The sequence below is a fragment of the Pyramidobacter piscolens W5455 genome (assembly GCF_000177335.1).
In the GTDB taxonomy this organism is placed as follows: domain Bacteria; phylum Synergistota; class Synergistia; order Synergistales; family Dethiosulfovibrionaceae; genus Pyramidobacter; species Pyramidobacter piscolens.
Window position 1 is genome coordinate 1 of the sequence record NZ_ADFP01000064.1, and the last position, 23249, is coordinate 23249.

The window sequence follows — 23249 nt, forward strand, 5'->3', positions numbered from 1 at the left end:
GCTGCCCTGCTTCGACCGCGCGCGCTTTTTCGCGCCGCTGTTCGTCCTCGGGCTGCTGTTCTTCGCGCTGCGAGCCGCATGGCGCGACGCGCGCGAGCGGCGCGAACGCCGCCGTTCCGTCACGCGCGCGTCGATCAAGGAAGCGCTCGACCGGCTGCCGGACGGGATTTTGTTCAGCGATCCCGCCGGACGCCCCGTGCTGGCCAACCGGCAGATGATGCTTCTCGCCGAGACGCTCACGGCCCGGCCGCTGCGCGACGGCGAGGCGTTCTGGCAGGCGCTGAACGGCGGCGCTCTTCGCGAGGGCGTCGAGCGGATCACGCTCGCGGACGCGCTGCTGTTCCGCGCCGGCGGCCAGTCGTGGGAATTTTCGCGCCGCCTGCTCGACGTGAAAGGGCGCGCGTTCAGCGCGATCTTCGCCGCCGACGTGACCGAGACCGACCGGCTCACGCGCGAGCTGCAAAAGCTTCACGAAGAATTGGCCGCGCGCGCCGAAGAGCTGCGCGAAGCCGGAGCGGCGCTCGCCGCCGTCAAGCGGGAGCAGGAGCTGGCGCGCCTGCAGAGCCGCATCCACGACATGGCGGGACACCGCATCTATCTGATGCAGCAGTACCTGCAGCGCGGCGGCGAGAATCTCCGCGATCTCGGACGCTTTCTGCCGCTCATCTCCGGCCTGATCGACGACCTGCGCGCCGACGTCACGGCGCCCGCCGCGCGGCTGCTGGCCGACCTGCAGCGGTCGTTCGGCTTCATCGGCGTCGAGCTGACCGTGGAAGGCCGACTTCCCTGCGACGAGCGGCAGGCCGCGGTACTGATCAAGATCCTGCGCGAAGCGTCGACCAACGCCGTCAAGCACGCGGGAGCCGCCCGCGTCGCCGCGCGCCTCGAACGGAACGCGCGGGGGCTGGTCATGCGCGTCGTCAACGACGGAACGGCCTACGACGCCGCCGCTCCGCTGCGGGAAAACCAGGGGCTCGCCGGCATGCGCCGCCTCGCCGCCGAAGCGGAAGGCACGCTGGAGATCGCAACTTCGCCGCGCTTCACCGTGACCGTAAAACTGCCGCCGGAAGAGCGCGAGGCATAAAAAAAGAAGCTCCGGCCGTTCCGGAGCTTCCGTCCTATATTTTCGTGTTGATGAAACCGTTGGACACGGCGAAGATCGCCAGCTTGGCGACGCTCTCGTAGCCCGTTTTCGAGAGGATGTTCGAGAAATGCGTCTTCACCGAGTTGATCGTGATGTTCAGCCTTTCGGCGATCTCCCGGCGCGACAGCCCGTCGCAGATCAGCGTCAGCACTTCCCGTTCGCGCCGCGTCAGTTCGCCGAAGTTGAGAACTTCCTCGCGTCGTCCCGGATAGACGCTTTTGCCCGCGCAGGTGTCGCGGATCACGCCGGCCAGGCCGTTCACGTCCAGATCCTTGTAGACGAAGCTGTCGGCTCCCGCCTCGCGGGCCCGTTCGACGAACGTCACCTCCGGCAGCCCCGTCATCATCACCACGCGCACCCGCGGGAAGCGTTTTTTGATCGCCGCCGCCGCGTCCAGCCCGCTGGAATCGTTCTCCGTGCACACGTCCATCAGCACCAGATCGGGAGACGTCCTCTCGCAGTACAGTTCCGCCAGCGCCGCGTCGGCAATGGCGGCGATGACGCTGAAATCCTCGATGCCGTCCAGGCTGTTTCTCAGCGCGTCGCGCACCATGGTCTGATCCTCGACGATCATGATCCGGGTCATCTTCCTCGCCTCCGCCCGCGTCCGTCATTTTCCCCGCCGCGCCGCACGCCGCGGCGCCCGTTGCGTCTTGTGACACAACGCGACGGAAAAAATCGAATCGCTTCTCTGAAAGCTATTTTATCAGAGTTCAAAAATTTATGCAGGGTGATTTTTCAATTCGTTCATGATAACATATTTAGCACAAAATTTGTTAAGATTATAAATCTTGACATTTATCCAATCCATTACGAGGAGGTCTCACGGCGAATGAACACGAAAAGGAAATCGCTGCTGCTCTTCACCGCCGCGGCCGTCTGCGTGGGCGCGCTGAGCGCCGCGCCCGCGGGCGCGACCAGCAAGGAGCACCTGATCGGACAGGCCGAATACTACGTGCGCGAGTTCGAGAAAGAGGTGGAACGCCAGCGCGGCGGCGAAAAGATGGTCTGGCGCGGCAAACAGGACGCGCTCAGCCGCGTGCAGGCGCTCAAGCTCCAGTACCCCGACGATCCCCAGATCGAAGAGCTGTTCCAGCGCACCAAAAGCGCGCTGATGAAGAGCAAGGGGGACTTCATGGAAATCACCCCCGAGATGACGGCTTACCTGCAGACGGAAGAAAAACTGCGCCGCGAGATCGCCGCTCTGGGTAAAAAAGCGTGGGACGAAAAGCTCGCCGAATATCGCGACACGCTGATCGACAAGCCCTTCCCCGCGCCCGACGCCAAGCAGACCGCCGTCAGCGACCTAGAAGGCAAATACGTCGTGCTCGACGACGTGCAGTATCCGCAGCACCAGTTCTATGGCGCGACCGGCGAGTACGTTTTCACCGGCAAACCGTCCGCCGGCTACTACTTCGTCGACATCGGCAGCCGCGCCTGGCTCGGGCCTTACGAGGCCGCCAAACGCTTCCGCCGCCAGGTGGACACCGAACTCGAAGAGGCGAAAAGCTGGACCGTGCTCGGCAAAATCACCGACATCACCGCCGAGATCCCCGAAGCCGGCGAGAAAAAAGTCGGCGGCTTCCAGTACGGCTGGGTGGTCACGCCCGTGGCCCTGTACGTTCCCGACCACGTCATGGCCTATCATACGCCGGACGGCGAGGCAAGCGGCGCGTTCGCCGGCGAGGACATCGTGGCGAAGAGGAAGGAAAGCTGGTACAGCGTCACGGCCGTTCCCGCGGACGTCTCCCCCGAACGGCTGATGGAGATCTACGTCACCGCCATCAAGGAAAAGAACTACGACCTTTACCGCGAGTGCATCTATCCCGACTGCTACAAGGAAGACACCGGCCAAGAACTGCTTCGCTACCACTGGGACCTGCATCAGGGGCGCTTCCACGGCGAGTACGTGCACGTCACCTTCGGCCAGGCGAAGATCAGCGTGCTGAAAGGCTTCGACGACAAAAACGACCTGGAGAACTTCTTCCTCGACGCCGGTCAGAAAGAAACCCTGAACAAAGTCAGCGGCACGAAGATCGAAGAAGCCGTCGTCGAGACCCGCGCCTGGAACGAAAACGGCAAAGTCGTCGGCTCGCCGCATCCGCACCGTCTGCGCCGCTCAGGCGGCGGGCGCTGGTACGTTTACGATTACCAGCCGCGCTTTTAATCCCCGAGAGGAGCTGAAGAAAAATGTTTCCTTCCGCAAAAAGGCTGACCGCCGTTCTGATCTTCTGCCTGAGCGCCGCGCTGCCCGCCGCCGCGCAGGAACCGGCGACGAGAACGGGCGAAGAAAAACCGGTCGTATATGACTTCGCGTTCTGCAAAAACTCCATCGCGCAGGAACTCAGCGTCCGCGCCATGCTCGTCAAGGGCGACGCCTTTCTCTACCCCGATCGCGTCGCCAAGCTGAAACAGTACGTGAGTTACATGTATTCGCCGACGACGCTCTCGCCCGCGCTGAATTTCATCGGCACGCCGGCGGAGATCCAACGTTGCCGGGAGACGGCCGACGCTTTTCAGCGCTACAACGATACCGCCCTCCGCCGCACCACGTTCCGCGACATGTTCGTCATCCTCCTCGCCAATTCGGCCGTCATCCGCGCCAAGAAACTGGACGACTCCTTCCAGTGGTTCGAAGAGATGGGGCCGACCTACAAAGGGCACATGAACGGCTACGACGCCGCCTACCGCAAGTTCGTCGAAGCCGCCCAAAAGCTGAAGAACAACGTCGATCTGAAGGGCGTGAAAGCGAGCGGTCCCTATCCCTGGAACGTCGATTTCGCCGACGTCGTCATCTACGCCGGCCTGAACGAATACGCGCATAAAAATCTGCGCGCCCAGCCTTACTTCGAGAACGAGATCCGCGTCCTCGACGCGCAGATTGTCGCCTGCAGCGATTCGAAACTGAACGAGCAGAAAAGCATGTTCGAAGCGCTCAAGAAAGAATGGGAGAAAGCTCACGCCGCGTTCAACCAGGCGAAAGAAGCCGTGCTGAAACTGCCCGGTTACGCCGAGATCCAGCACCTCGTCGACGCCGACGAAAAGATCCTGCTCCACACTTTCGATCTGCTCGACGGAGCGCTGACGATCATCGAATACCTGAACAAAGGCGACACAATCGGCGGCAGCCTGCGCACCTGGAAGAACGTCGCCACAACCGCCTTCAATACGGGAGATTCCGTCACCAGCGGCGGCGGTCCCGTCTACACGCGCCGCCTGCGCAAAAGCCTGACCGAGCTGCGCCGCATCTGGAACGACGCCGTCGCGCACCTCGACGTCGCCTACGGCGGCTCGCCGGGCTGGCACACGATGAAATATTAAAGGGGAGGCACAAAAAATGAAAATCTCGCGCGCGCTCGTTCTGTCGCTGCTCCTTGCCGCAGGTTCGGCCGCGGCGAGTAGCGCCGTCACCGTGGCCGAAGTGATCCAGTCGGGCGGCGAATACCGGGGCAAGATCGCCACGCTCCTGCTTCCGCAGGGCTGGAAGAAAGGCACGTTCGACACCGACCGCTGGCTCGACTTCAAGGCCCCGACCGGCAGGATCACCACCAAGACGCTGCGCTTCTCGCAGGAGATCCTCTACTCCCACTCGCCCGAAGAGTTTCAGCGGAAGATCGCCGCCGCCGCGGAAAAGGCGGGCGCGCCGCTGCAATCCCTGGTAATCGACGACGTTCCCTTCCAGTTCTATGTAACGCCGTCGAAATATCAGGACAAGCGCGTCCCCGGCACGCAGTACGACATGATCCTGTGGGCCGACTGGCCCCGCAAGGAAGAACCGGCCGGCAACGAATTCCGCGACGCCATGAACATCTCCATCCTGGAGCGTCCGCTGCTCGGCCCCGATGCGCAGACGGCGCTGAAGCCCGAACAGATCGGCGAGCTGCTGCGCAAGGGCATCCTCCCCGACGTGGAAATCATGGCCATGCTGCAAAGCGTTGCCTTTGCCGACGGCCCCGCCAAACGCTACCACGCGCGCTTCGCCGCCATCCGCCGCCAGGCGCAGGAGCAGAAAGACGCCGCCGCGGTGACGCGCCTGGTCGCCGTCGGCAAACTGGCCGGCACGTGGGTCCCCGACGAGCTGCGCGTGAACGGACGCACGCTGACCGGCGCCGAAATGGAAGAAGCCGCCGCCGGCCGCCTGCGCACCGTCACCTTCAGCACGGACGGCACCTACCGCTTCGAGCCGCGCGACGAGACGTGGAAGCCAAACGACAAAGGCGGCTACACGCTCGGCGACCTCAGCGGCCGTCTCTGGGTCGAGAACAACGGCCTCGTCAACTTCCGCGACGCCGACGGCTATCACTTCGTCTTCCGCAAGCTGCCCAACGAGTTCCCCAGCGATCCCGAGCTGCTCGCCGTCGCCGTCGGCGAATGGACGCCGGTGGAACTGATCGCCGGCGGCACGGACGCCATGGGCGACGAGCTCGAGCGCGCCGCCCGGCTGGCCCGCGTTCCGCTGCAGCCGCTTTCCGTGCGCCCCGACGGCACGCTGTTCGACGGCAGGAAGTTCGGCTCGTGGAAGCTCGAAAACAACCGCTTCGTCATGACGTTCGAAAACTGCCAGTTCGTCCTGCGCGGCGCGCATATCGAAAACCTCGCCGCCGACGGCGCGCGCGTGATCTACGCGCGTCAGGGCGAAGAGCGCCGCTTCAAGTCGGTCTTCATGGGCGAGCTGCTGGCCGCCGAAGCGGCGGCGGCCGAGAGCGAACCGGTCATCGGCCGCTGGGAGCCCGCACGCGTGACGAAAAACGGCGAAGAGATGCCCAAGGGCATCGCCAGCGACAACTATCGCGCCAACGCCCGCCCCATCTGGATCCGCTCCGACGGCGCGGTCTTCGCGGACGGGCGCGACTGCGGCGCGTGGAAGAACGAGGGCGGCGTTTACACGTTCAGTCTCAAGAGTCCGCTCGCCCAGGCGGAGCTCAAGTTCGAAGACGGGAAACTGACGCGCGGCTTTTCCGGCGGCGTCGTCGTGATCTACAAAAAACTGCCGTTCACGCTCCAGTGAGGGGACGGTTCTTCCCGCCCCGCGAAACCGAAACGTTTCGCGGGGCGTTTTTCGTTGTCCCGCGCGGGACGGGAAAAAGTCTTTCCGCCGCGCCGCGTTCGTCCGCGCCGCGACTTTCACCCCTTCGGGTGATGCCTTTTCGCGGCGGCGCGCTTATGATGGCGGCAAGAACGTCGGTCAGGCTGTCTTTTTTTCCACGCGCGTTTTGAGCGGAAAAGCCTCGAAAGCCGACAAAAATCCCGTGCATGAAACGGCTTTTTATGTTAATCTTACGATGATGTTAATAAAGAATAATTTCTCGGGAAAACTTGAGAAAGAAATCTGAGAGGGGTGCTGAGAATGGGACTTTTCAAAGCGATCGGCGGCGCCATGGGAGACGTGCTTTCCGACCAGTGGCGCGAGTACTTTTACTGCGACGCGATGGAACGCGACGTGCTCGTCGAACGCGGCTACAAACGCAAGGGCAAGCGCGGCAACAACAAGGGCGGCGACAACATCATCAGCAACGGCTCGATCATCTCCGTGGCCGACGGCCAGTGCATGATCGTCGTCGATCAGGGAAAAGTCGTCGAACTCTGCGCCGAACCGGGCGAGTTCGTCTACGACACGTCCAGCGAGCCGAGCATCTTCTCCGGCGGCCTCGGGCACGGCCTCAAGGAAAGCTTCAAGACCATCGGCAAGCGCATTTCCTTCGGCGGCGAAGCGCCCAAGGAGCAGCGCGTCTATTACTTCAACACCAAGGAGATCATGGGCAACCGTTACGGCACGGCCAACCCCGTTCCGTTCCGCGTTGTCGACAAGAACATCGGCCTCGACGTGGAGATCGACATCCGCTGCAACGGCGAATATTCCTACCGCATCACCAATCCGATGCTGTTCTACGCCAACGTCTGCGGCAACGTGAACGAAGTTTACACGCGCGATCAGATCGACAGCCAGCTCAAGACCGAGCTGCTGACGGCGCTTCAGCCGGCGTTCGCCAGGATTTCCGAGATGGGCGTGCGTTACAGCTCGCTGCCGGCTCACACCATGGAAATGGCCAAGACGCTCAACGACCTGCTCTCCGAGCAGTGGGGCGCGCTGCGCGGCATCGAAATCGTGGCCTTCGGCATCAACTCCGTCAAGGCGTCCGCCGAGGACGAGAAACGGATCAAAGACCTGCAGATGGGCGCGGTGCTCCGCAATCCCGAGATGATGGCCGCCCATCTCGGCCAGGCGCAGGCCGACGCCATGCGCGCCGCCGCCTCCAACACGGCCACCGGGCCGATGTTCGCCTTCGCGGGCATGAACATGGCGTCTCAAGCCGGCGGCATGAACGCGGCCAACCTGTTCGCCATGAGCGCGCAGCAAAAGGCCGCTCAGGCGGCCGCCGAGCCCGCGCAGACCGCGGCGCCCGCTCCCGCCGCCGGATGGAAGTGCTCCAAGTGCGGGCACGGGGACAACCGCGGCAAATTCTGCTCCGAATGCGGCGCGCCCCAGCCCGCTCCGGCTTCGGCCGAAGGCTGGACCTGCCCGACCTGCGGCCACGTCAACAAGGGCAAGTTCTGCCCCGAATGCGGCGCCAGAAAGCCCGCCGGCGAACCTCTCTACAAGTGCGACAAGTGCGGCTGGGAACCCAGGGATCCCCATCATCCGCCCAAGTTCTGCCCCGAGTGCGGCGATCCCTTCGACGAAAACGACAACGTCGCCAGATAAAGAATTTTCCGCGAAGTTTCCGCATCGCGCTCGAAAGGAGAAAACTTCATGGAAGAAAAAACGGCCTTTCAGGACGAGCAGGAACCTGTACGGGTCCAAACCAAGGACGAGACCGACAAGAAATGCCCGCAGTGCGGCGGCGTCATGGAGTTCGACCCCGCCACGGGCGGCATGAAATGCCCCTACTGCGAATACGCCGAAGAGATCGCGGCCGGCGAGGCCGCCCGCGAGATCGACTTCGAAGACGCCGAAGACCGCGCCAGCCACGACTGGGGCGCCGCCAAGAAACGGGTCCTCTGCGAGTCCTGCGGCGCGGAGACGATCTACGACGCGCTCGAAGTCGCCAATGAATGCCCTTACTGCGGCTCCAACCAGGTCATGGAAGTACGGGACGACGACACCATGGCTCCCGGCGGCGTCTGCCCGTTCACGATCGACAAGAAGACCGCCGGCGCGAATTTCAAGCGCTGGATCGCCGGCAAACTGTTCTGCCCGTCGCTGGCCAAGCAGAAGGCGCGCCCCGACGCGTTCCACGGCGTTTATCTGCCTTACTGGACGTTCGACACGCAGACCGAATCCGAGTACGACGGACGCTACGGCATCTACCGCACGGTCAGGGAGGCCGACGGCAAGACCCGCACGGTCACGGACTGGTACTACACTTCCGGCGATTACAGCGAGTTCGTCAACGACCACACCGTGCTCGCCACGACGCGCCACGACGCCTCGATCCTGAACGAGATCCTGCCGTTCGACACCGAGGCCAACGTGGCTTATAACCCGCGATACCTGGCCGGCTACGCCGCCGAGCGCTACTCGCTCGGACTCAACGACGGCTGGGACCAGGGACGGGAAGAGATCGACCGTCATCTGGAAAGCCAGATCGAACGGAAGATCCGCTCCGAATGCCGCGCCGACGCGGTCGCCAACGTCAACGTGCAGACCAGTTACGACGACCTCAAGTTCAAGTACCTGCTGCTGCCGGTATGGCTGTCGTCGTTCCGCTACAACGGCAAGGTCTACAACTTCATGGTCAACGGGCAGACCGGACGGGTCGGCGGCAAGTCGCCGATCTCGGCGCTCCGCGTCGCCGTCGCCGTGCTTCTGACCGCCGCGGTCATCGGCGGCGCCTGGTACTTCATCAACAAAAGATCGGCGCCGTCGGCCGTGCGGTCGTCCTTCCAAGGCCCGGCACGGACGTTCGATTCGACGCGGTCGACCGCCGCTTTGCCGGAGGATTTCGCACGTCGGCTGAAAATGTTCCACGTGGAACATTCTTGGTGTCAAACGGGCTTCCGTTCAGTCGTAAGCTCGTTTTCCGCATCATAAAATCCGCATCATAAAATCTTTGAAGGAGGTCTTTCCATGCGCAAAATTTTCAGCGCCCTGCTGTGCGGCCTGATTCTCGCCGGCGCGGGCTGGGCAGCCAACGAGGTGACCGTCAAAAGCTTCTCCCCCGAGGGCGAAGTGACGGCCAACCGCCCTCAGTTCACCGTCGTCTTCAGCGGCGACGTGGTGAAAAGCAACCAGCTGAACAAGCCCCTCACGGGCGGCGCGGTGCCGCTCAAGTTCCGTCCGGCGTTGGCCGGCACGGCCAAGTGGGTGAAGACGAATCAGCTGGTCTTCACGCCGTCCGCCAATCTGCAGCCGGCCACGCGCTATGACGCCGACTTCGGCCCCGGCGGGCTCCGCACCGCCGGCGGCGCGCTGGTCGCCGGGCGTCAGAGCTTCACGTTCCACCGCCCGGCGCTCAGTTTCGACCGCGTGACCATCATCGGCACGTCGCCCGACCGCGAGCTGACGCTGCGCCTCGACTTCAACGCCGAAGTCTCGCCCGTGCGTCTGCGCGGTTTCCTGAAAATTTTCAACGCCGCCGGCAACTCCGTGAGCTACAACATTCAGGGCGCGACACCGGCCAAAGAGATCATCGTCCGCACCAGTTCCATCTACGGCAAGAGCGTCAAAGTCCTCGTCGAGGGCGGCCTGCTGCCCGACAAGGGCGACCTGCCGCAGGCAGGCGGGCTCGAAGCGACGTTGAACGTGTCCACCGAAACGCTGGTGACCGATTCCAACGCTTTCATGAACGAATCCGGCCGCGGGCGTATCCGCGTCGGCCTGAACAACAGCGTCGATCTGGCCAAGGCCAAAGGATTCATCGAGCTGTCTCCCGCCGTTCCCTTCACGCTGACCAGCAGTTACGACGGCTTCAACATCGAGGGCGATTTCGCGCCCCGCAGCCGCGTCACGCTGACGATCCGCAAGGGATTGACCGGACAGGACGCCCAACCGATGGCCAAAGATTTCACCAAAGCATTCATCTTCCCCGACATGCCCTCCTTCGTGCGCTTCCCCGCCGCCGGCATGTTCCTCACGCCCGCGGAAGCGCCGCGCGTCGCCGTGGAGAGCGCCAACATCGGAACGCTCGAAGTTTCGGCGTGGCGGCTTTACAACAACAACGTGCCGATCGCCGCGCTCGATCTTGGCGACGAGGGCAGCTTCACCAGCTGGGCCAAGCCCCTCGGTTCCAAGAAATACGCCGTCGGCGGCATGGTCAACGAGACCGCGCGCCGCGCCCTCGATCTGGCCGGCCTCGGCTGCGAAGGCGAAGGCGTCTACCTGATCGAGGCCAAAAACGGAGATCCCTCCACGTGGGACAGCGCCAGAATGCTCCTCACCATCACCGACACGGCGCTGTCGGCGCGCATGTACAAGCGCGGCCTGCAGATCTGGGCCAATTCGATCTCGGACAGCAAGCCGCTGGCCGGAGCCGAAGTGAAAGTTTACTCCAGCAAAAATCAGCTGCTCCTGAACGGAACGACGGATGCCGACGGCCTGGTTTCTTTCGGCGTCGCCGAAGGCTGGCAGGACGACCTTCAGCCTTCGCTGGTCACCGTTGAAAAGGAAGGGCGCCTGTCGTTCGTCAAGCTCGGCGTCAATCAGCTTTCGGGACGCGACGTCGATATCTCCGGCGCGCCGTGGAACGACGCCTACGACGGCATGTGGATCCTGCCGCGCGCCCTCTGGCAGCCCGGCGAGACCCTCGAGGCCGAGGCGATCGTGCGCAGCACCGTGCTCGACTTGCCCGGCGAGTTCCCGCTGAACTGGTCTCTGAGCGCCCGCGGCATCGACCTGGCTTCCGGCGTTATGAAGCTTGACGCCGACGGCACGGGCGTCGTTTCCGTGCCGATCCCGGCGACGGTCGACAGCGGCTCCTATTCGCTGCGGCTGACCGTTCCCGGCACGAAGACCGTCGTCGCCGAACGCGCCGTGCAGATCGAGGAGTTCCGTCCGCCTCAGATCGAAACGAAGCTTCAGGCGCCCAAGGCGCTTTATCCCGGGCAGGAAGCCACGCTCGAACTCAGCGCCCGCTACCTCTTCGGCGGCAGCGGCGCCGGACTGGCCTGGGAACTCGATTACACCACCGTTCCCGAAGCCTACGTCTCCGGGGCGAACCCCGGCTACGTCTTCGGCTCCGAAATGGGCAAGGACGCCGGGCGCTCTTCCGGCCAGATCGCCAGCGGAGAGCTCGACGAGAACGGCGCCGCCCAGGCCGTCTGGACGCCCGAGGAGGACCTGAACGCCCCTTCGATCGTCCGCGCCCATCTGCGTCTCAACGTCATGGAGGCCAACGGCCGCTGGACCGGCAGCACGGTTTCGGTGCCGATCTATCCCACCAAAGCGCTGATCGGCGTGATGGCGCCCAAGGCCGAAGTCCGTCCCAACAGCTCCGCCGAGATCGGCCTCGTCGCCGTCGATCCGGACGACAAGCCCGTAAACCTGGGCGAAGTGGCCGTCGAGATCAGCAAGGTCACCAGCCGCTACGTGATGGTCAGCGACGACAGCGGCAGCCGCATGACCTGGCAGGAAGAGTTCTCCGAGCCCGTCACGGACAAGGTCACGTTGAACGGCAAGGGCAAATACGTCTTCACGCCCAAGGACGAGGGCGAATACCGCCTGACCTTCACTCACGCCGATGGACGCGCCTCGCTGCGCCTCTGGGCGTGGGAAAACTGGACCGGCTCCGCTTCCATGGGCGCCGTCATGCCCGACCGCGTCGAGCTGAAGTCCGACAAGGAAAGCTATCTGCCCGGCGCCAGCGCGCAGATCACCGTCAAGTCGCCTTTTGCCGGACGCGCCATTCTCGCCGTCGGCAGCGACCGGCCCATGACGATCAAATCTTTCGACATGACCGACAAAGAAATGACCGTCGACGTGCCCGTCACCGAAGAGCTGCTTCCCAACGGCTGGATCACGATCCAGGTCGTTCGTCCTGAAAGCGTCGACACCAAGCCGCCGTACCGCGCGCTGGGCGCTCTGCCGCTCAAGCTCGACCTCAGCGACCGCCGTCTGAACGTCTCCGTCGAGGCGCCCGCCAAGGCGGAACCCGGCGTGTTCAGCGCCAAAATCCGCGTCACCGACGCCAAGGGACAGCCCGCCAAGGGGACCGTGTCCGTCGCCCTCGTCGATCGCGGTATCCTGCTTTTGAGCGGCAGCGACAACGCCGATCCATGGAAGTACTTCACGCGCCGCCGCGGCATGGACGGCAAGATGTGCGACATCTACGACTCGCTGCTGCCGATCGAGGCCCGCGGCACGGCGCTGCTCCACCCTGCTGGCGGCGACGACGCCGAGATGTACCGTGCCAAACTAATGGCCAACGCCGACATGATGTCGCCGGTCCGCGCTTCCGATTACAAGCCGCTGTCGATCTGGCTGCCCGCCGTCGAGCTGAAGGACGGCGCGGCGGAGATCACCACGCAGGTGCCCGAGTTCGCCGGCGCACTTCGCGTCGAAGCGATCGCTGTCGACGGCGTGGCTCTGGGACGCGCCGAAAGCGAGTCGAAGATCGCCCGCCCCGTGGTCATCGACCTGACGCTGCCCCGCTTCGCCGCGCCCGGCGACCAGCTCCAGGCGGCGCTGAACGTCACCGCCGAACAGGGCGGCAGCGCCTCCGCCGTCGTGACTCCCGCGGAAGGGCTCGACTTGAACTTCAACGGCCAAAGCGAGTGGAAGGATACGATCGCGCTGACGGCCAACAAGCGTCTCGAACTGACGTCGCTGATCCCTACGCTGACGGCTCGCAGCGCCAGCGAACACGGCGCTTTGAAGGCTTCCGTCTCGCTGGGCGGCCGCGATTATGCGTCCGAAACCGGCCTTGCCATCCGTCCCGGCTGGCCGCTGACTTCCGTGGTCGGCGGCGGCAGCGCCGGCGAAGGTTCGACCGAGGTCGTCCTGCCCGACGACTGGTACCCCGGCACGGGCAGCCTGACGCTGACCATCTCCGGCGCGCCCGTGGTCGACGCGGTCTCGCTGCTCGAGACGGTCGATACGTGGGGCTTTGGCCTTGACCGTCTCGTCTCGCGCGGCTGGATCACGCTGAACATGCCCAGCCTGCTCAGCGACGAAGATCAGGATCTGGTCAACCCGATCGAGAACCGCATCGCCATGAACACCGTCCTCGCCGGTCTGGCGAGCTACCAGCTCTACGACGGCTCGTGGAGCGCCTGGCGCGGCGACGGCACCGACGCCTGGGGCTCGGTGGCCGCCCTGCACCTGCTGACGGCCGTCAAAGCCGCCGGCGTCATCGACCCGTCCGGCCTGAACGCCGGAACGCAGTGGCTGCGTCGCTACATGGCCGAGCCGCTGCCGGAGAAGAACGTTCGCGAAGCCATGAACGCCCGCGCCTACGGCGCGTATGTGCTCGCGCAGGGCGGCGAAGCGCCGCTGGGCTGGATGAACTGGCTCGAGGAGCGCATCGGCGACCTGAGCGGTTCCGGCCGCGCGCTGCTGGCCGCCAGCTACGCCCTCGCCGGCGATCAGGAAAAAGCCCAGGCGCTGGCCGGTTCGGAATCCTCTTCGGCCGACGCCAAGCTGTCGCTGCCCGAAGCCGGATTCAGGATGCTGGCGCTTGACGCCATCGAACCCGGCGGAGCGCCCAGCCGCGATCTCGCGGCCCGCATCGCCGCGGAACTGGCCAAGGGCAGCGGACGCCGCAACGCCCGCGACGCCGGCAGCATGATCATGGCGCTCGGCGTGTTCTCGACTCACGTCGTCCCCGGCCCCGTCACGGCCAAACTGTTCGACGCCGACGGCAACGAGGTGGCGGTCTTTGACGGCAAGCCCGCGATCTGGCGGGGCGGCAAGGGCGGGACCATGAAGCTCGAGGCCCGCGGCGCCGGTTCGATCTGGTACTCCTGGACCGCCAGCGGCGTGCCCGACAAGGAGCCGCGCAGTTACAGCCGCGGCCTGCGCGTGGAGCGCAGCTTCGTCGACGCCAAGTCGGGCGAAGTTCTCAATCTGTCCTCCATCGCCTTCGGCCAGGAAGCGGCCATGAAGATCAAGGTCACGGCCACGTCGCGTCCCGCGGCGCTGCGGCTGAGCGCGCTGCTGCCCGCCGGATTCGAAGCGGTCAGCGCCGGCGAAATGACCGCCGGCGAAGGCTACTCCGTCCGCTCCGACCTGCGCTTCGACCGTCTGCTGCTCCACATCGACGGGCAGGGCAAGAACTTCGAATGGAAACTGCCGCTCCGCGCCGTCTACCGCGGCACGTTCTCCGTACCGCCGATCTCCGTCGAGGCTCTGGGCAACAAGGGCATCGGTTACCTCGGCAAATCCGAAACGGTGACGATCCAGTAAGCGTTTATCCCGATGAAATTTCATAAGCTCACGCTTTGGACGGGAGGATTGTTCCTCTGCGCGTCGCTTGCGGCCGCCGCGGCCGGTTGGCGCTATTGGAACCGTCTCGGCCGGCTCGAGCCGATCGAGACGCGCCTCTCGTCCTGGCCCCGCTCCACGGTCGTCCGCGACCGCAAGGGGACGATGCTCAGCGTGACCATGTCGGAGGACGGGGAGTTTTGTCTCCCCGTCCTTCTTTCTGAAATGGGGCGCTGGATGCCGCTCGTCGCCGTCGAAGTGGAGGACCGTCGTTTCTGGTCGCACGGCGGCGTGGACTGGCGGGGCGTTTTGCGCGCCGCCAGGGACAATCTTCTGGCCGGAAAGGTGCGCTCCGGCGCCTCGACGATCACCAGTCAGGTGATCCGCCTCTGCTGGCCGGCCGAACGCAATCTGAAAACCAAACTGCGCGAGTTCGCCCAGGCGACTCAGCTGGAAAAGATCAAATCGAAAGAGGAGATCCTCCAGATCTACCTGAACATGATCCCCCTCGGCAGCAACCTGCGCGGCGTCGAGGCGGCCTCGCTGGCATGGTTCCGGCGCTCGGCCCGCGACCTCACCATCGCGCAGGCGGCGCTGCTGGCCGTGATGGTCAAAGGGCCGACCGCTTACCGCCCCGACCTGCATCCGAAAGCGGCGCGGCAGCGGCGCGACTGGGCTATTTCGTTGCTGCGCGAGCGCGGCAAGATCACCGACTGGCAGGCGCGCTCCGCCATGGCCGAACCGCTGCCGGAAGAGCTCTCGCCGCTGCCGGCCGACGAGTGGGTCTCCTGCCAGAAAGTCATCAGTCTCACGGAGGAAAAGGACATCACGTCCACGCTCGACCGCAACGCGCAAAAGATCCTCCGCGCCGCGCTACTCGACGCGCTGGCCTCGCAGGACGACGCCGTCACGGCGGCCGGCGTGCTGATCGAGAACGCCACCGGCGCCGTGCGCGCCTATGTGCCCAACGCCCGCTGGGGCATGAAGGGCGCTCCCGCCGGCTGGGTGGACTGCGCCTCGTCTTTGCGTTCGCCCGGCTCGGCGCTGAAACCGTTCGCCTACGCCATGGCCTTCGAGGACGGCGCGCTCACGCCCGCCTCGCTGATGGCCGACACGCCGCTGACGCTTTCGGGACGCGCGCCGCGCAACTTCGACCGCATCTATCGCGGCCCCGTCAGCGCCGCCAACGCGCTGGTCGATTCGCTCAACGTCCCCGCCGTGCGCATCCTGCGCGCGGAAGGCGGCGAACGCCTGCTGCAGAAACTGCGCAATCTCGGCTTCGCGGCGCTGACGCAGAGCGCCGCGCACTACGGCGACTCGCTCGTGCTGGGCGGCTGCGAAGTGTCGCCGCTCCAGCTCGCCCGCGCCGTCACCGCGCTGGCGCGCCGCGGACGGCTGATCGAGAGCCGCTTCGTCGAAAAAGAGCCGCTTTCGGAACGCGACGTCTATTCCGCCGAAAGCGCCTGGATCACCACCAACGTCCTCGCCGATCCGGCGCGGATGCCGACGCTGCTGCGATCCGTCGATCCGTCGCGCGGGCAGATCGCCTTCAAGACCGGTACCTCCTACGGCCTGCGCGACGCCTGGACGGCCGGCTGGAACGACCGCTGGTCGCTGGTCGTGTGGCTGGGGGATCCGCGCGGCGAACCGCATCCCGAACTCGTCGGCCTCGGCGCGGCCGCGCCCGCCGTGCTGAAAGCGTTCCGCGCCCTGCCGCCGGGAGGATTCGGCGCGCCGCCGGCCGGCGTGGCGCAGCGCGAAGTCTGCTCGCTTTCGGGACTGCCGCCCACTGACCTTTGCCCGCGCACCGTCAGGGAATATTTCATTCCCGGCGTCTCGCCGTCCGGCGTCTGCCCCATGCACCAGCTCGAACAGGGCAAAGTGGTGGTCGTCTGGCCGCAGGAGCTGTCCGTCTACATGGAAAGCGCGCGCGAAAAGCGGACCGAGCTGACGGTCGCCTCGCCGCTGGCCGACGCCGCTTACCTGATGCACGAGGAAGACGCCAAGCTGGTCTTCCGCGCCGAAGGCACCGGCGAGTTCTTCTGGTTCGTCGACGGCAGATACGCCGGCCGCGGCACGGCGGACCGTCCCTGCCTCTGGCCGATGGCGCCGGGACGTCACCGGCTTTCCGTGACCGACTCGCTGGGGCGGCAGAAAGCGATCTTCTTCTCGGTCTACACGCTGGACGACAATCCCGGCCGACAGCTCCCCGACCTGGCGCCGCTCGACTGACCCGCGCCGGTCGCTTTCGCTCAAAAAAATTTCCTCTCAACAAAAAAAAGGGGCTGCCTCTTCTCGCGCTCGCGCGCGGGAAAGAGGCAGCCCCTTTTTAAATTAAGCGGCTCCGCAACAAACATCGAAGAACCGTATCATACTATTTCTTGATAAAAAGCATTGGTTTGCCGAGAGCGGCCCTTTATCGAGAAAATAGCGTCACATCAGAGAGGACAGGATGCTGGCCTTGGTGACGATGCCGAGCAAAACCCCCTCCTCGTCGACAACGGCGATGGGGAACGGCGCTTCCGCCGCGAGGGAGATGGCGTCTGCGATCAGCGTATCGGGCGTCGCGGTCTGCACGTTCCGGCAGAGCGCCTGAGCGATCGGCTGCCCCTGCCGGCGCGCCTCGATCGCCTCCCTGATCGAGAGGATCCCTGACAGGCGCAGATCATGGTCGATCACGAAAACGGAAGACAAACCGTTCATCCGCATCTCATGGATGGCGTAATCCACGCTGTTGTCCAGGCGGACGATGCTGGACGGCGTGATCATGATGTTGCGCACCGACACCACTTTCGTCTTGTCCGCGCTGTTGACGAAGTTCCGCACGTACTCGTCGGCAGGCTGCGTGCTCAGTTGTTCCGGCGTGCCGATCTGAACGACTTTCCCGTCCTTCATGATGCAGACCCTGTCCCCCATCTTGAAGGCTTCGTCGATGTCGTGCGTGATGAAGACGATCGTCTTTTTCAGTTTCCGCTGGATCTGCAGCAGTTCGAACTGCATGTCCCGGCGCACCAGAGGATCCAGCGCGGAAAACGGCTCGTCCATCAGCAGCACTTCGGGATCGCTGACCAGCGCCCGGGCGATGCCGACCCGCTGGCGCATCCCGCCGGAGAGCCGCTCGCACGGCTGATGTTCCCAGCCGTCGAGTCCCACCATGGAAATGCTCGCTTTGGCGAGGCGTTCGCGGTCTTCGCGCCCGAGCCCTTTCACCTCCAGGCCGTAGGTGACGTTTCCCAGGACGTCTCTGTGGCTCATCAGCCCGAACGACTGAAAGACCATCGCTATCTTTTCGCGGCGCAGGTTCAGCAGCTCCCTGCGGCTCATCGACTGAATATCGCGCCCCTCGAAGAGGACCTTTCCGCTCGTCGGCGTCGTCAGTCTGTTGAAACAGCGTACCGCCGTCGATTTTCCCGATCCCGAAAGGCCGATGATCACGAAAATGCTCCCCTTGAAAACCTCCAGGCTGACATCCCACAAAGCGACGGTACACCCCGTTTTTTTGTAAACCGTATCCTTGTCGGCCCCCGCCGACATCATCTTGGATACTTCCGCGCAGTTCGGACCATAGAGCTTGGTCACGTGCTCCATCCTCAGGATCACGTCATTTCGAAGGGCTGTCATGGGCCTGTCCTCCGTCTCCATTGGGACTGTCCGCACCTTTTCCGGAGCTCATCCCCTGCGTCACCCGATCGAGCACGATCGCCAGGACGACGACGCAGCTTCCAGCCACGAGCCCGCGCCCGATCTCGATCCGGTTGACGGCATTCAAGACTTCCATGCCGAGCCCGCGCACGCCGATCATCGAAGTCGTGACCACCATGGCCATGGCCATCATCAGAGTCTGGTTGACGCCCGCCATGATCGTCGGTTTGGCCTGGGGGATCTGCACCTTGAACAGCGTTTGCCACCGTGTGGAGCCGAAGGCCCTGGCGGCTTCCACCACCTCTTTGTCCACCTGGCGGATCCCCAGACTGGTGAGGCGGATGACCGGAACGACGGCGTAAATGACCGTGGCGATCACGCCCGAGGCGTTGCCCGTCCCGAACAACAGCAGCGCGGGGATCAGATAGACGAACACCGGCATCGTCTGCATGGTGTCCAAAACGGGGCGGAGCATTTTATTCGCCAGATCGGAACCGGAGATCAGGATCCCGATCGGAATGCCGATCACAAGGGCGATCATCACGCTGGCCAGCACGACGGACAGCGTCACCAGCATCATCTGCCACAGTCCGGCGAAGCCGATGGCGGCGACCAGCGCGGCGTACAGGACGCCGCTGCGGAGACTCCGGCGGGCGCGCCAGACCAGGAGCGCGACCAGCAGCAGGAAGAGCGGCCACGGCACGTGCCTCAGGCACAGCAGGACAAGGCTCACGAAGCTGTTGAGCCCGCCTTTGATCAGGTCAAGAAAGGTTTCGGCGTTCACGGCGAAAGAACGCACCGTCGTGTCGACCGCCGTCGTGTTCAGTTTGAAGAATTCCGGGAATGTGAACAGCCAATCCATGATCTACCCCCTTTCGGAACGCACAAAGCGGCGCTGTCACAGAGCCGCCCTCACCTTTGCCGCCTGTTCGGGCGAGAGCCATCGATCCAGCAGTTCGGGATGCGACTTCGTCAACAGCCACTCCGCGGCCTCTTCGTAGCCGGCATTGGTGGTGTTCATATAGGCTAAAGCTTCGCTGATCATCGCGGAACTCATCTCGAATTTGGCAAGAAACGCGCAGAATTCCGGATTCGACGCGGCAAAGTCATTGCTCACCGCCACCGTCACCGTGACCGAAGGGCAGGCGCCGTATCCCTCGTGATAGCGTTCGGCGTCGTACGGCTCGTCTTCGAGAAGGACGAAATCGTATTTTCCCAGCAGCCACGTGGGTTCCCAGTAATAGGCCACGATCGGCGCCTTCTTGTCCCAGGCGGAGACCATCGCCGCGATGAGCACAGCGTCGCTGCCGCTGGCGAAATAGTTGTAACTCTTGTCCAGCCCGTAGGCCGCTATTTTTTTGTTCATGATCTCCGTGATCTCCCAGCCAACGATACCGCCGTAAATGATGCCCTTCGAGGCATCCTCCGGGTCGGGGAACAGTTCGGCATAGCGGGCCAGATCTTTTACGCTCTTCAGATCGGGACAGCGGTCGGCCACGTACTTGGGAATGTAAAAGCCCTGGCGGTTATCGTCGAAGTTCACGCCCAGTTCGGTGAAACGGCCAGCCTGCAGGTCCGGAGCGTAAGACCGAATGTTGGTGGTCCATTCCTCCATGTGAATGTCGATTTCTCCCTTCAGCAGGGCCTCATGGGAGATCGGCGTGGAACCCGGCGTTTCCTGCCACGTGTACCCGAAAACTTTTTCCGCGATCAATCCGGCCAACGCGTTGTTCAGTTTGATGGAATCCCAGCCCACGTCGGCGAATGTGAGAGCGGTTTTCTCTTTCCCCGTCGCAGTGCCGCCGGCGGCGCATCCCGCCGACACACACGGCAGGAGCATTGCCAAGAGCAGCAGCGATCTTGTCGTCTTTTTCATGATGTCCTCCTTTTCATGGGTTTCGGATCCTCCGGAGCGCCGATGGCGACGGGAGACAGACCGCCCCGAAAGCGGCCCCTCCCCAGCGCCCAGGAGTTCGCGAAGAAGCGCGTCACTCTCCGAAAAAATGGCTTCGTCCCGTCGCCCTTCAACTTTTGCAGCGGGCCTTGGGAACGCCGTCCTCCATGAGTTCGCGGACTTTATCGATATGCTGCACCCCGCACGCGACGATCAGCACGTCGTTGACCTTGAATTCCGTCGACGGCTCCGGCGACAGTATGGTTTCATCGTCCCGCCTGATCGCCACGATCGTGGCGCCGGTTTTTTGCCGGAACTGAAAATCGCGGATGCTGACCCCCAGAGCGGGGAAAGTTCCGCCGATCCTGAACGTGAACATGTGCAGCCGGTCGCTGTCCCGGAAACGCTGAGTCAGTTCAAGGATCTGCCCAAGCGTCGCGTCGATGTCTCGATTAAGCTCGTCCCGCGCCGCGATCATGGCGTCAAGCCGCGCTCTGAGAGCGAGCAGATCGTTGTCGAGCCGGCGATGCTCGACATATTCCACGGCATGGCTTCGGGACACGACGGTCGAACCGACGTTGTCCTGCGTCGAAATGACCCCTACGTCGTTCAGATGCCAGAGCGCGCGCCGGATCGTCTCCGGAGACGCCTTGTACTGCGTCCCCATCAACGAGCGTCCGGTGATCTTCGTCCCTTCCCTGAGCTCGCCGCTGGCAATTTTGACGGCGAGATCAAAGGCGATTTTGGAATAAACGGGCTGCCCATGCCCCTTCCTCATGGAAATCCCCTCTTCTGGTGGTTTTTGTACGGCAATATCCATTGCGGAAAAATTTTTCAGAGATCGTGACAACTCATTTTAATTTATAAGTTGGCAGAATGTCAAATTCCCTTGAAGAACGCGCCGTCCCTGGCTCTCGACGGCTTCACCGTTTCATACTATTTCTTAATTAAAAAGCCGAACGCAAGGGCGCTGCGGGGGAGTCCTGTGCGACAGGACTCCCCCGCAGCGTCCAGAAAACCATGTTACAAGAATTAGGATTAGCTCCGATCCGCGGAGACGGCCTTTAAAAACGGGAGATTGCTTTTCCGATTGACGATCGGTCATTGCCCGGCATGATTTCGAAGCGGACTCTTGACAAAGTTATTGAACAATCCATTGATTAGTTAAGACAAACAGATACATTCCCGTAAATATGGACGGCCGACGCCTCAGAAGCGGGAAAGAGTTCATCGAAGAAGCAGGTTCAAAGCGTCGGGAGTCTCCTTGAAAATATTCGCGCAATTTTGACTTCTTGTCTTTGACAAGTTAAAAATTATATCTTCTTGACGACGAGCCCCGAATAAGGCATAATTATTCACATGAAAATTTTCTGTCTTTCGCCGTGCTTTCCTAACAATAAATAACATTCGGAAGAGCACCGTCGGCGATCGTTTCTTTGGACACGAACAAGACGGAAAGCGGATCGAGAAACAAAGCGGTCTGCGGGACAGACCGCGCGGCGGCGACGCGATGTCGCCATCCCGTCCCCGGCGGGCGCTGGCGGGAGACGGGACGGCAGTTTGGCTTTCAGTGCTCTTATCCTATCGAAGGAGATGGCATTACATGAAGAAAAGCACCATTCTGGCTCTCGCGGCCCTCGTTCTCGGCGTGGCGGCCAGCACCGCTTTCGCGGCCAAGGATCGTCTGATCGTCGCCGATCAGTACGACGCCACCACGATGGACCCTATCGGCCACAATGACGTTCCCAGCTCGCGCTGCTGCTTCGAGCTGTACGACACGCTGATTTTCAGAGACAGCGACGGCACACTGGTTCCCGGCCTTGCGGAGAGCTGGGAATTTCTCTCTCCCACCGAGTACAAGTTCAACCTGCGCAAGGGCGTCAAGTTCCACAACGGCGAGGAGCTGAAGGCCAGCGACGTGAGATATACGATCATGCGCGCGACCACCGACAAGGGCGCGAAGATCAAAACCTATTCGCAGAATGTGGCCGACGTCAAAGTTCTCGACGACTATACCGTTGTCATCGTTCTGAAGAAGCCGGATTATTCTTTCTTCGGCTCTCTGACCCACAGCTGGGGCTCCATCATCAACGAAAAGGCGACTGAGGCCGCCGGCGACAGCTATGGCACCCCGGGATCCGCTCCCGTAGGGACGGGGCCTTTCAAGTTTGTCGAATGGCAGAAGAGCAATAAGTACGTTCTGGAGCGCTTCGACGATTTCTGGGGTAAGAAGCCTTCCTACAAGTATCTCGAAGTGCGCGCGATCCCCGAGCCCACGAACCGCACGATCGAGCTTGAAACCAAGGGAATCGACATTGCCTATCCCATCATCGGCAACGACATCAACCGCATCCGCGACAACGATCAGTTGACGCTCTACAAAGAGCCGCAGTCCTCGATCACATACCTTGGCTTTAACTGCACAAAGGCCCCCTTCAGCGACGTTCGCGTCCGCAAGGCCATCAGAGCCGCCCTCGATACGACGCTGATCCACAAGGCCGTGTGGGAAAAACTGGCGAAGGTCGGTATGGTTCCCACCACGCTGGTCCCCATCGCCATCACTTATTCGATCGGCAACGAGGTGCCTGAGCACAAGCAGGATCTTGAGCTGGCCAAAAAGCTTCTGGCCGAAGCGGGATTCCCCAATGGCTTCAACTGCGAGATTTGGACGAACGAGCGCAAGGAACGCATCGACATGGCGCAGATCATGCAGGCTCAGCTTGAAGAGGTCGGCATCAAGGCCGAGATCAAGGTTTTGGAGTGGGGCGCTTATCTGAACGGCCTGCAGGAAAAGAAGCACGACATGTTCGAACTGGGTTGGGTCTCTTCCGTGCCCGATCCCAACTTCGCCATCAGCGGTCTGCTGGAGACGAACGCCGGTTCCAACTACACCTTCAGTTCCGACCCCAAGCTTGACGAACTTCTCGCCAAAGGCCGCGAGACGCCCGACGGACCGGAGCGCGCCGAGGTTTACAAGCAGGCTCAGCTGGAGATCAACGATTATTGTCCGATGGTCTTCCTGCACAACGACGAGTCGGTTGCCGGTTCGCAGAAGAACGTCAAAGGTTTCAAGCCCGCCGGCAATGAAACTCATTCGTTCCGTGACGTGTATTTCGAGGACTAATATCGATATCAGAGATCACAGCCTTTGCTGTGGCGTCCTGTGAGAGTAAACAGGGGAAATTTCCCAATTTCCCCTGTTTTTTTGATTG

The 23249-nt window shown here is 62.9% G+C and carries 14 protein-coding genes; 9 read left to right on the plus strand and 5 right to left on the minus strand.

The genetic code is table 11. The features are described from left to right. The coding region (locus HMPREF7215_RS13585; protein ID WP_009164772.1) for a sensor histidine kinase at positions 1 to 1084 on the plus strand (1084 nt) is incomplete at its 5' end. A gap of 34 nt (positions 1085 to 1118) precedes the next feature. On the opposite strand, the gene HMPREF7215_RS05775 is transcribed toward HMPREF7215_RS13585, so the two are convergent. Continuing rightward, a complete protein-coding gene (locus HMPREF7215_RS05775; protein WP_009164773.1) occupies positions 1119 to 1730 on the minus strand; it encodes a response regulator transcription factor in 612 nt (203 codons plus the stop codon). A 246-nt stretch (positions 1731 to 1976) separates the two neighbouring features. Here HMPREF7215_RS05775 and HMPREF7215_RS05780 point away from each other — a divergent pair, with 246 nt between their 5' ends. The 7 genes from HMPREF7215_RS05780 (at position 1977) to pbpC (ending at position 16733) form a co-directional block, all read left to right on the plus strand. Continuing rightward, a complete protein-coding gene (locus tag HMPREF7215_RS05780) occupies positions 1977 to 3311 on the plus strand; it encodes a hypothetical protein (RefSeq protein WP_156797448.1) in 1335 nt (444 codons plus the stop codon). Between the two features lie 23 nt (positions 3312 to 3334). After that, positions 3335 to 4465: a hypothetical protein gene (locus tag HMPREF7215_RS05785; protein WP_009164775.1), complete on the plus strand. Its 1131-nt coding sequence runs from the start codon at positions 3335 to 3337 to the stop codon at positions 4463 to 4465. A 16-nt stretch (positions 4466 to 4481) separates the two neighbouring features. Further along, positions 4482 to 6152 (plus strand): hypothetical protein, encoded by a 1671-nt coding sequence (locus HMPREF7215_RS05790; RefSeq protein ID WP_009164776.1) that lies wholly within the window; start codon positions 4482 to 4484, stop codon positions 6150 to 6152. A gap of 339 nt (positions 6153 to 6491) precedes the next feature. Beyond that, a complete protein-coding gene (locus tag HMPREF7215_RS05800) occupies positions 6492 to 7847 on the plus strand; it encodes an SPFH domain-containing protein (RefSeq protein ID WP_009164779.1) in 1356 nt (451 codons plus the stop codon). Between the two features lie 48 nt (positions 7848 to 7895). Further along, complete coding sequence (locus tag HMPREF7215_RS05805) at positions 7896 to 9176, plus strand: TFIIB-type zinc ribbon-containing protein (RefSeq protein WP_009164780.1); 1281 nt, start codon at positions 7896 to 7898, stop codon at positions 9174 to 9176. A 36-nt stretch (positions 9177 to 9212) separates the two neighbouring features. After that, the gene (locus tag HMPREF7215_RS05810) at positions 9213 to 14483 is read left to right on the plus strand and encodes an alpha-2-macroglobulin family protein (RefSeq protein ID WP_009164781.1); all 5271 of its coding nucleotides are present in this window, start codon (positions 9213 to 9215) and stop codon (positions 14481 to 14483) included. A gap of 12 nt (positions 14484 to 14495) precedes the next feature. After that, positions 14496 to 16733 carry a penicillin-binding protein 1C gene (gene pbpC / locus HMPREF7215_RS05815; protein ID WP_009164782.1) on the plus strand — a complete coding sequence of 746 codons (2238 nt, stop codon included), beginning with the start codon at positions 14496 to 14498 and terminating at the stop codon, positions 16731 to 16733. Between the two features lie 201 nt (positions 16734 to 16934). Here pbpC and HMPREF7215_RS05820 read toward each other — a convergent pair whose 3' ends face one another. From HMPREF7215_RS05820 to HMPREF7215_RS05835, 4 genes are all read right to left on the minus strand, one after another. Further along, positions 16935 to 18122 (minus strand): quaternary amine ABC transporter ATP-binding protein, encoded by a 1188-nt coding sequence (locus HMPREF7215_RS05820; protein ID WP_009164783.1) that lies wholly within the window; start codon positions 18120 to 18122, stop codon positions 16935 to 16937. Beyond that, positions 18103 to 19005: an ABC transporter permease gene (locus HMPREF7215_RS13590; RefSeq protein WP_009164784.1), complete on the minus strand. Its 903-nt coding sequence runs from the start codon at positions 19003 to 19005 to the stop codon at positions 18103 to 18105. The genes HMPREF7215_RS05820 and HMPREF7215_RS13590 overlap by 20 nt, the downstream gene beginning before the upstream one ends. 36 nt (positions 19006 to 19041) lie before the next feature. After that, positions 19042 to 20019, minus strand: coding sequence for an ABC transporter substrate-binding protein (locus tag HMPREF7215_RS13595; protein WP_009164785.1), 978 nt, complete (start codon positions 20017 to 20019; stop codon positions 19042 to 19044). 148 nt (positions 20020 to 20167) lie between these two features. Continuing rightward, entirely contained in the window at positions 20168 to 20815 is a 648-nt protein-coding gene (locus HMPREF7215_RS05835; protein WP_009164787.1) for a TrkA C-terminal domain-containing protein, read from the minus strand. An 825-nt stretch (positions 20816 to 21640) separates the two neighbouring features. On the opposite strand from HMPREF7215_RS05835, the gene HMPREF7215_RS05840 reads away from it, so the two are divergent. Beyond that, complete coding sequence (locus HMPREF7215_RS05840; RefSeq protein WP_009164789.1) at positions 21641 to 23161, plus strand: ABC transporter substrate-binding protein; 1521 nt, start codon at positions 21641 to 21643, stop codon at positions 23159 to 23161. The last annotated feature ends 88 nt before the right edge of the window (positions 23162 to 23249 follow it).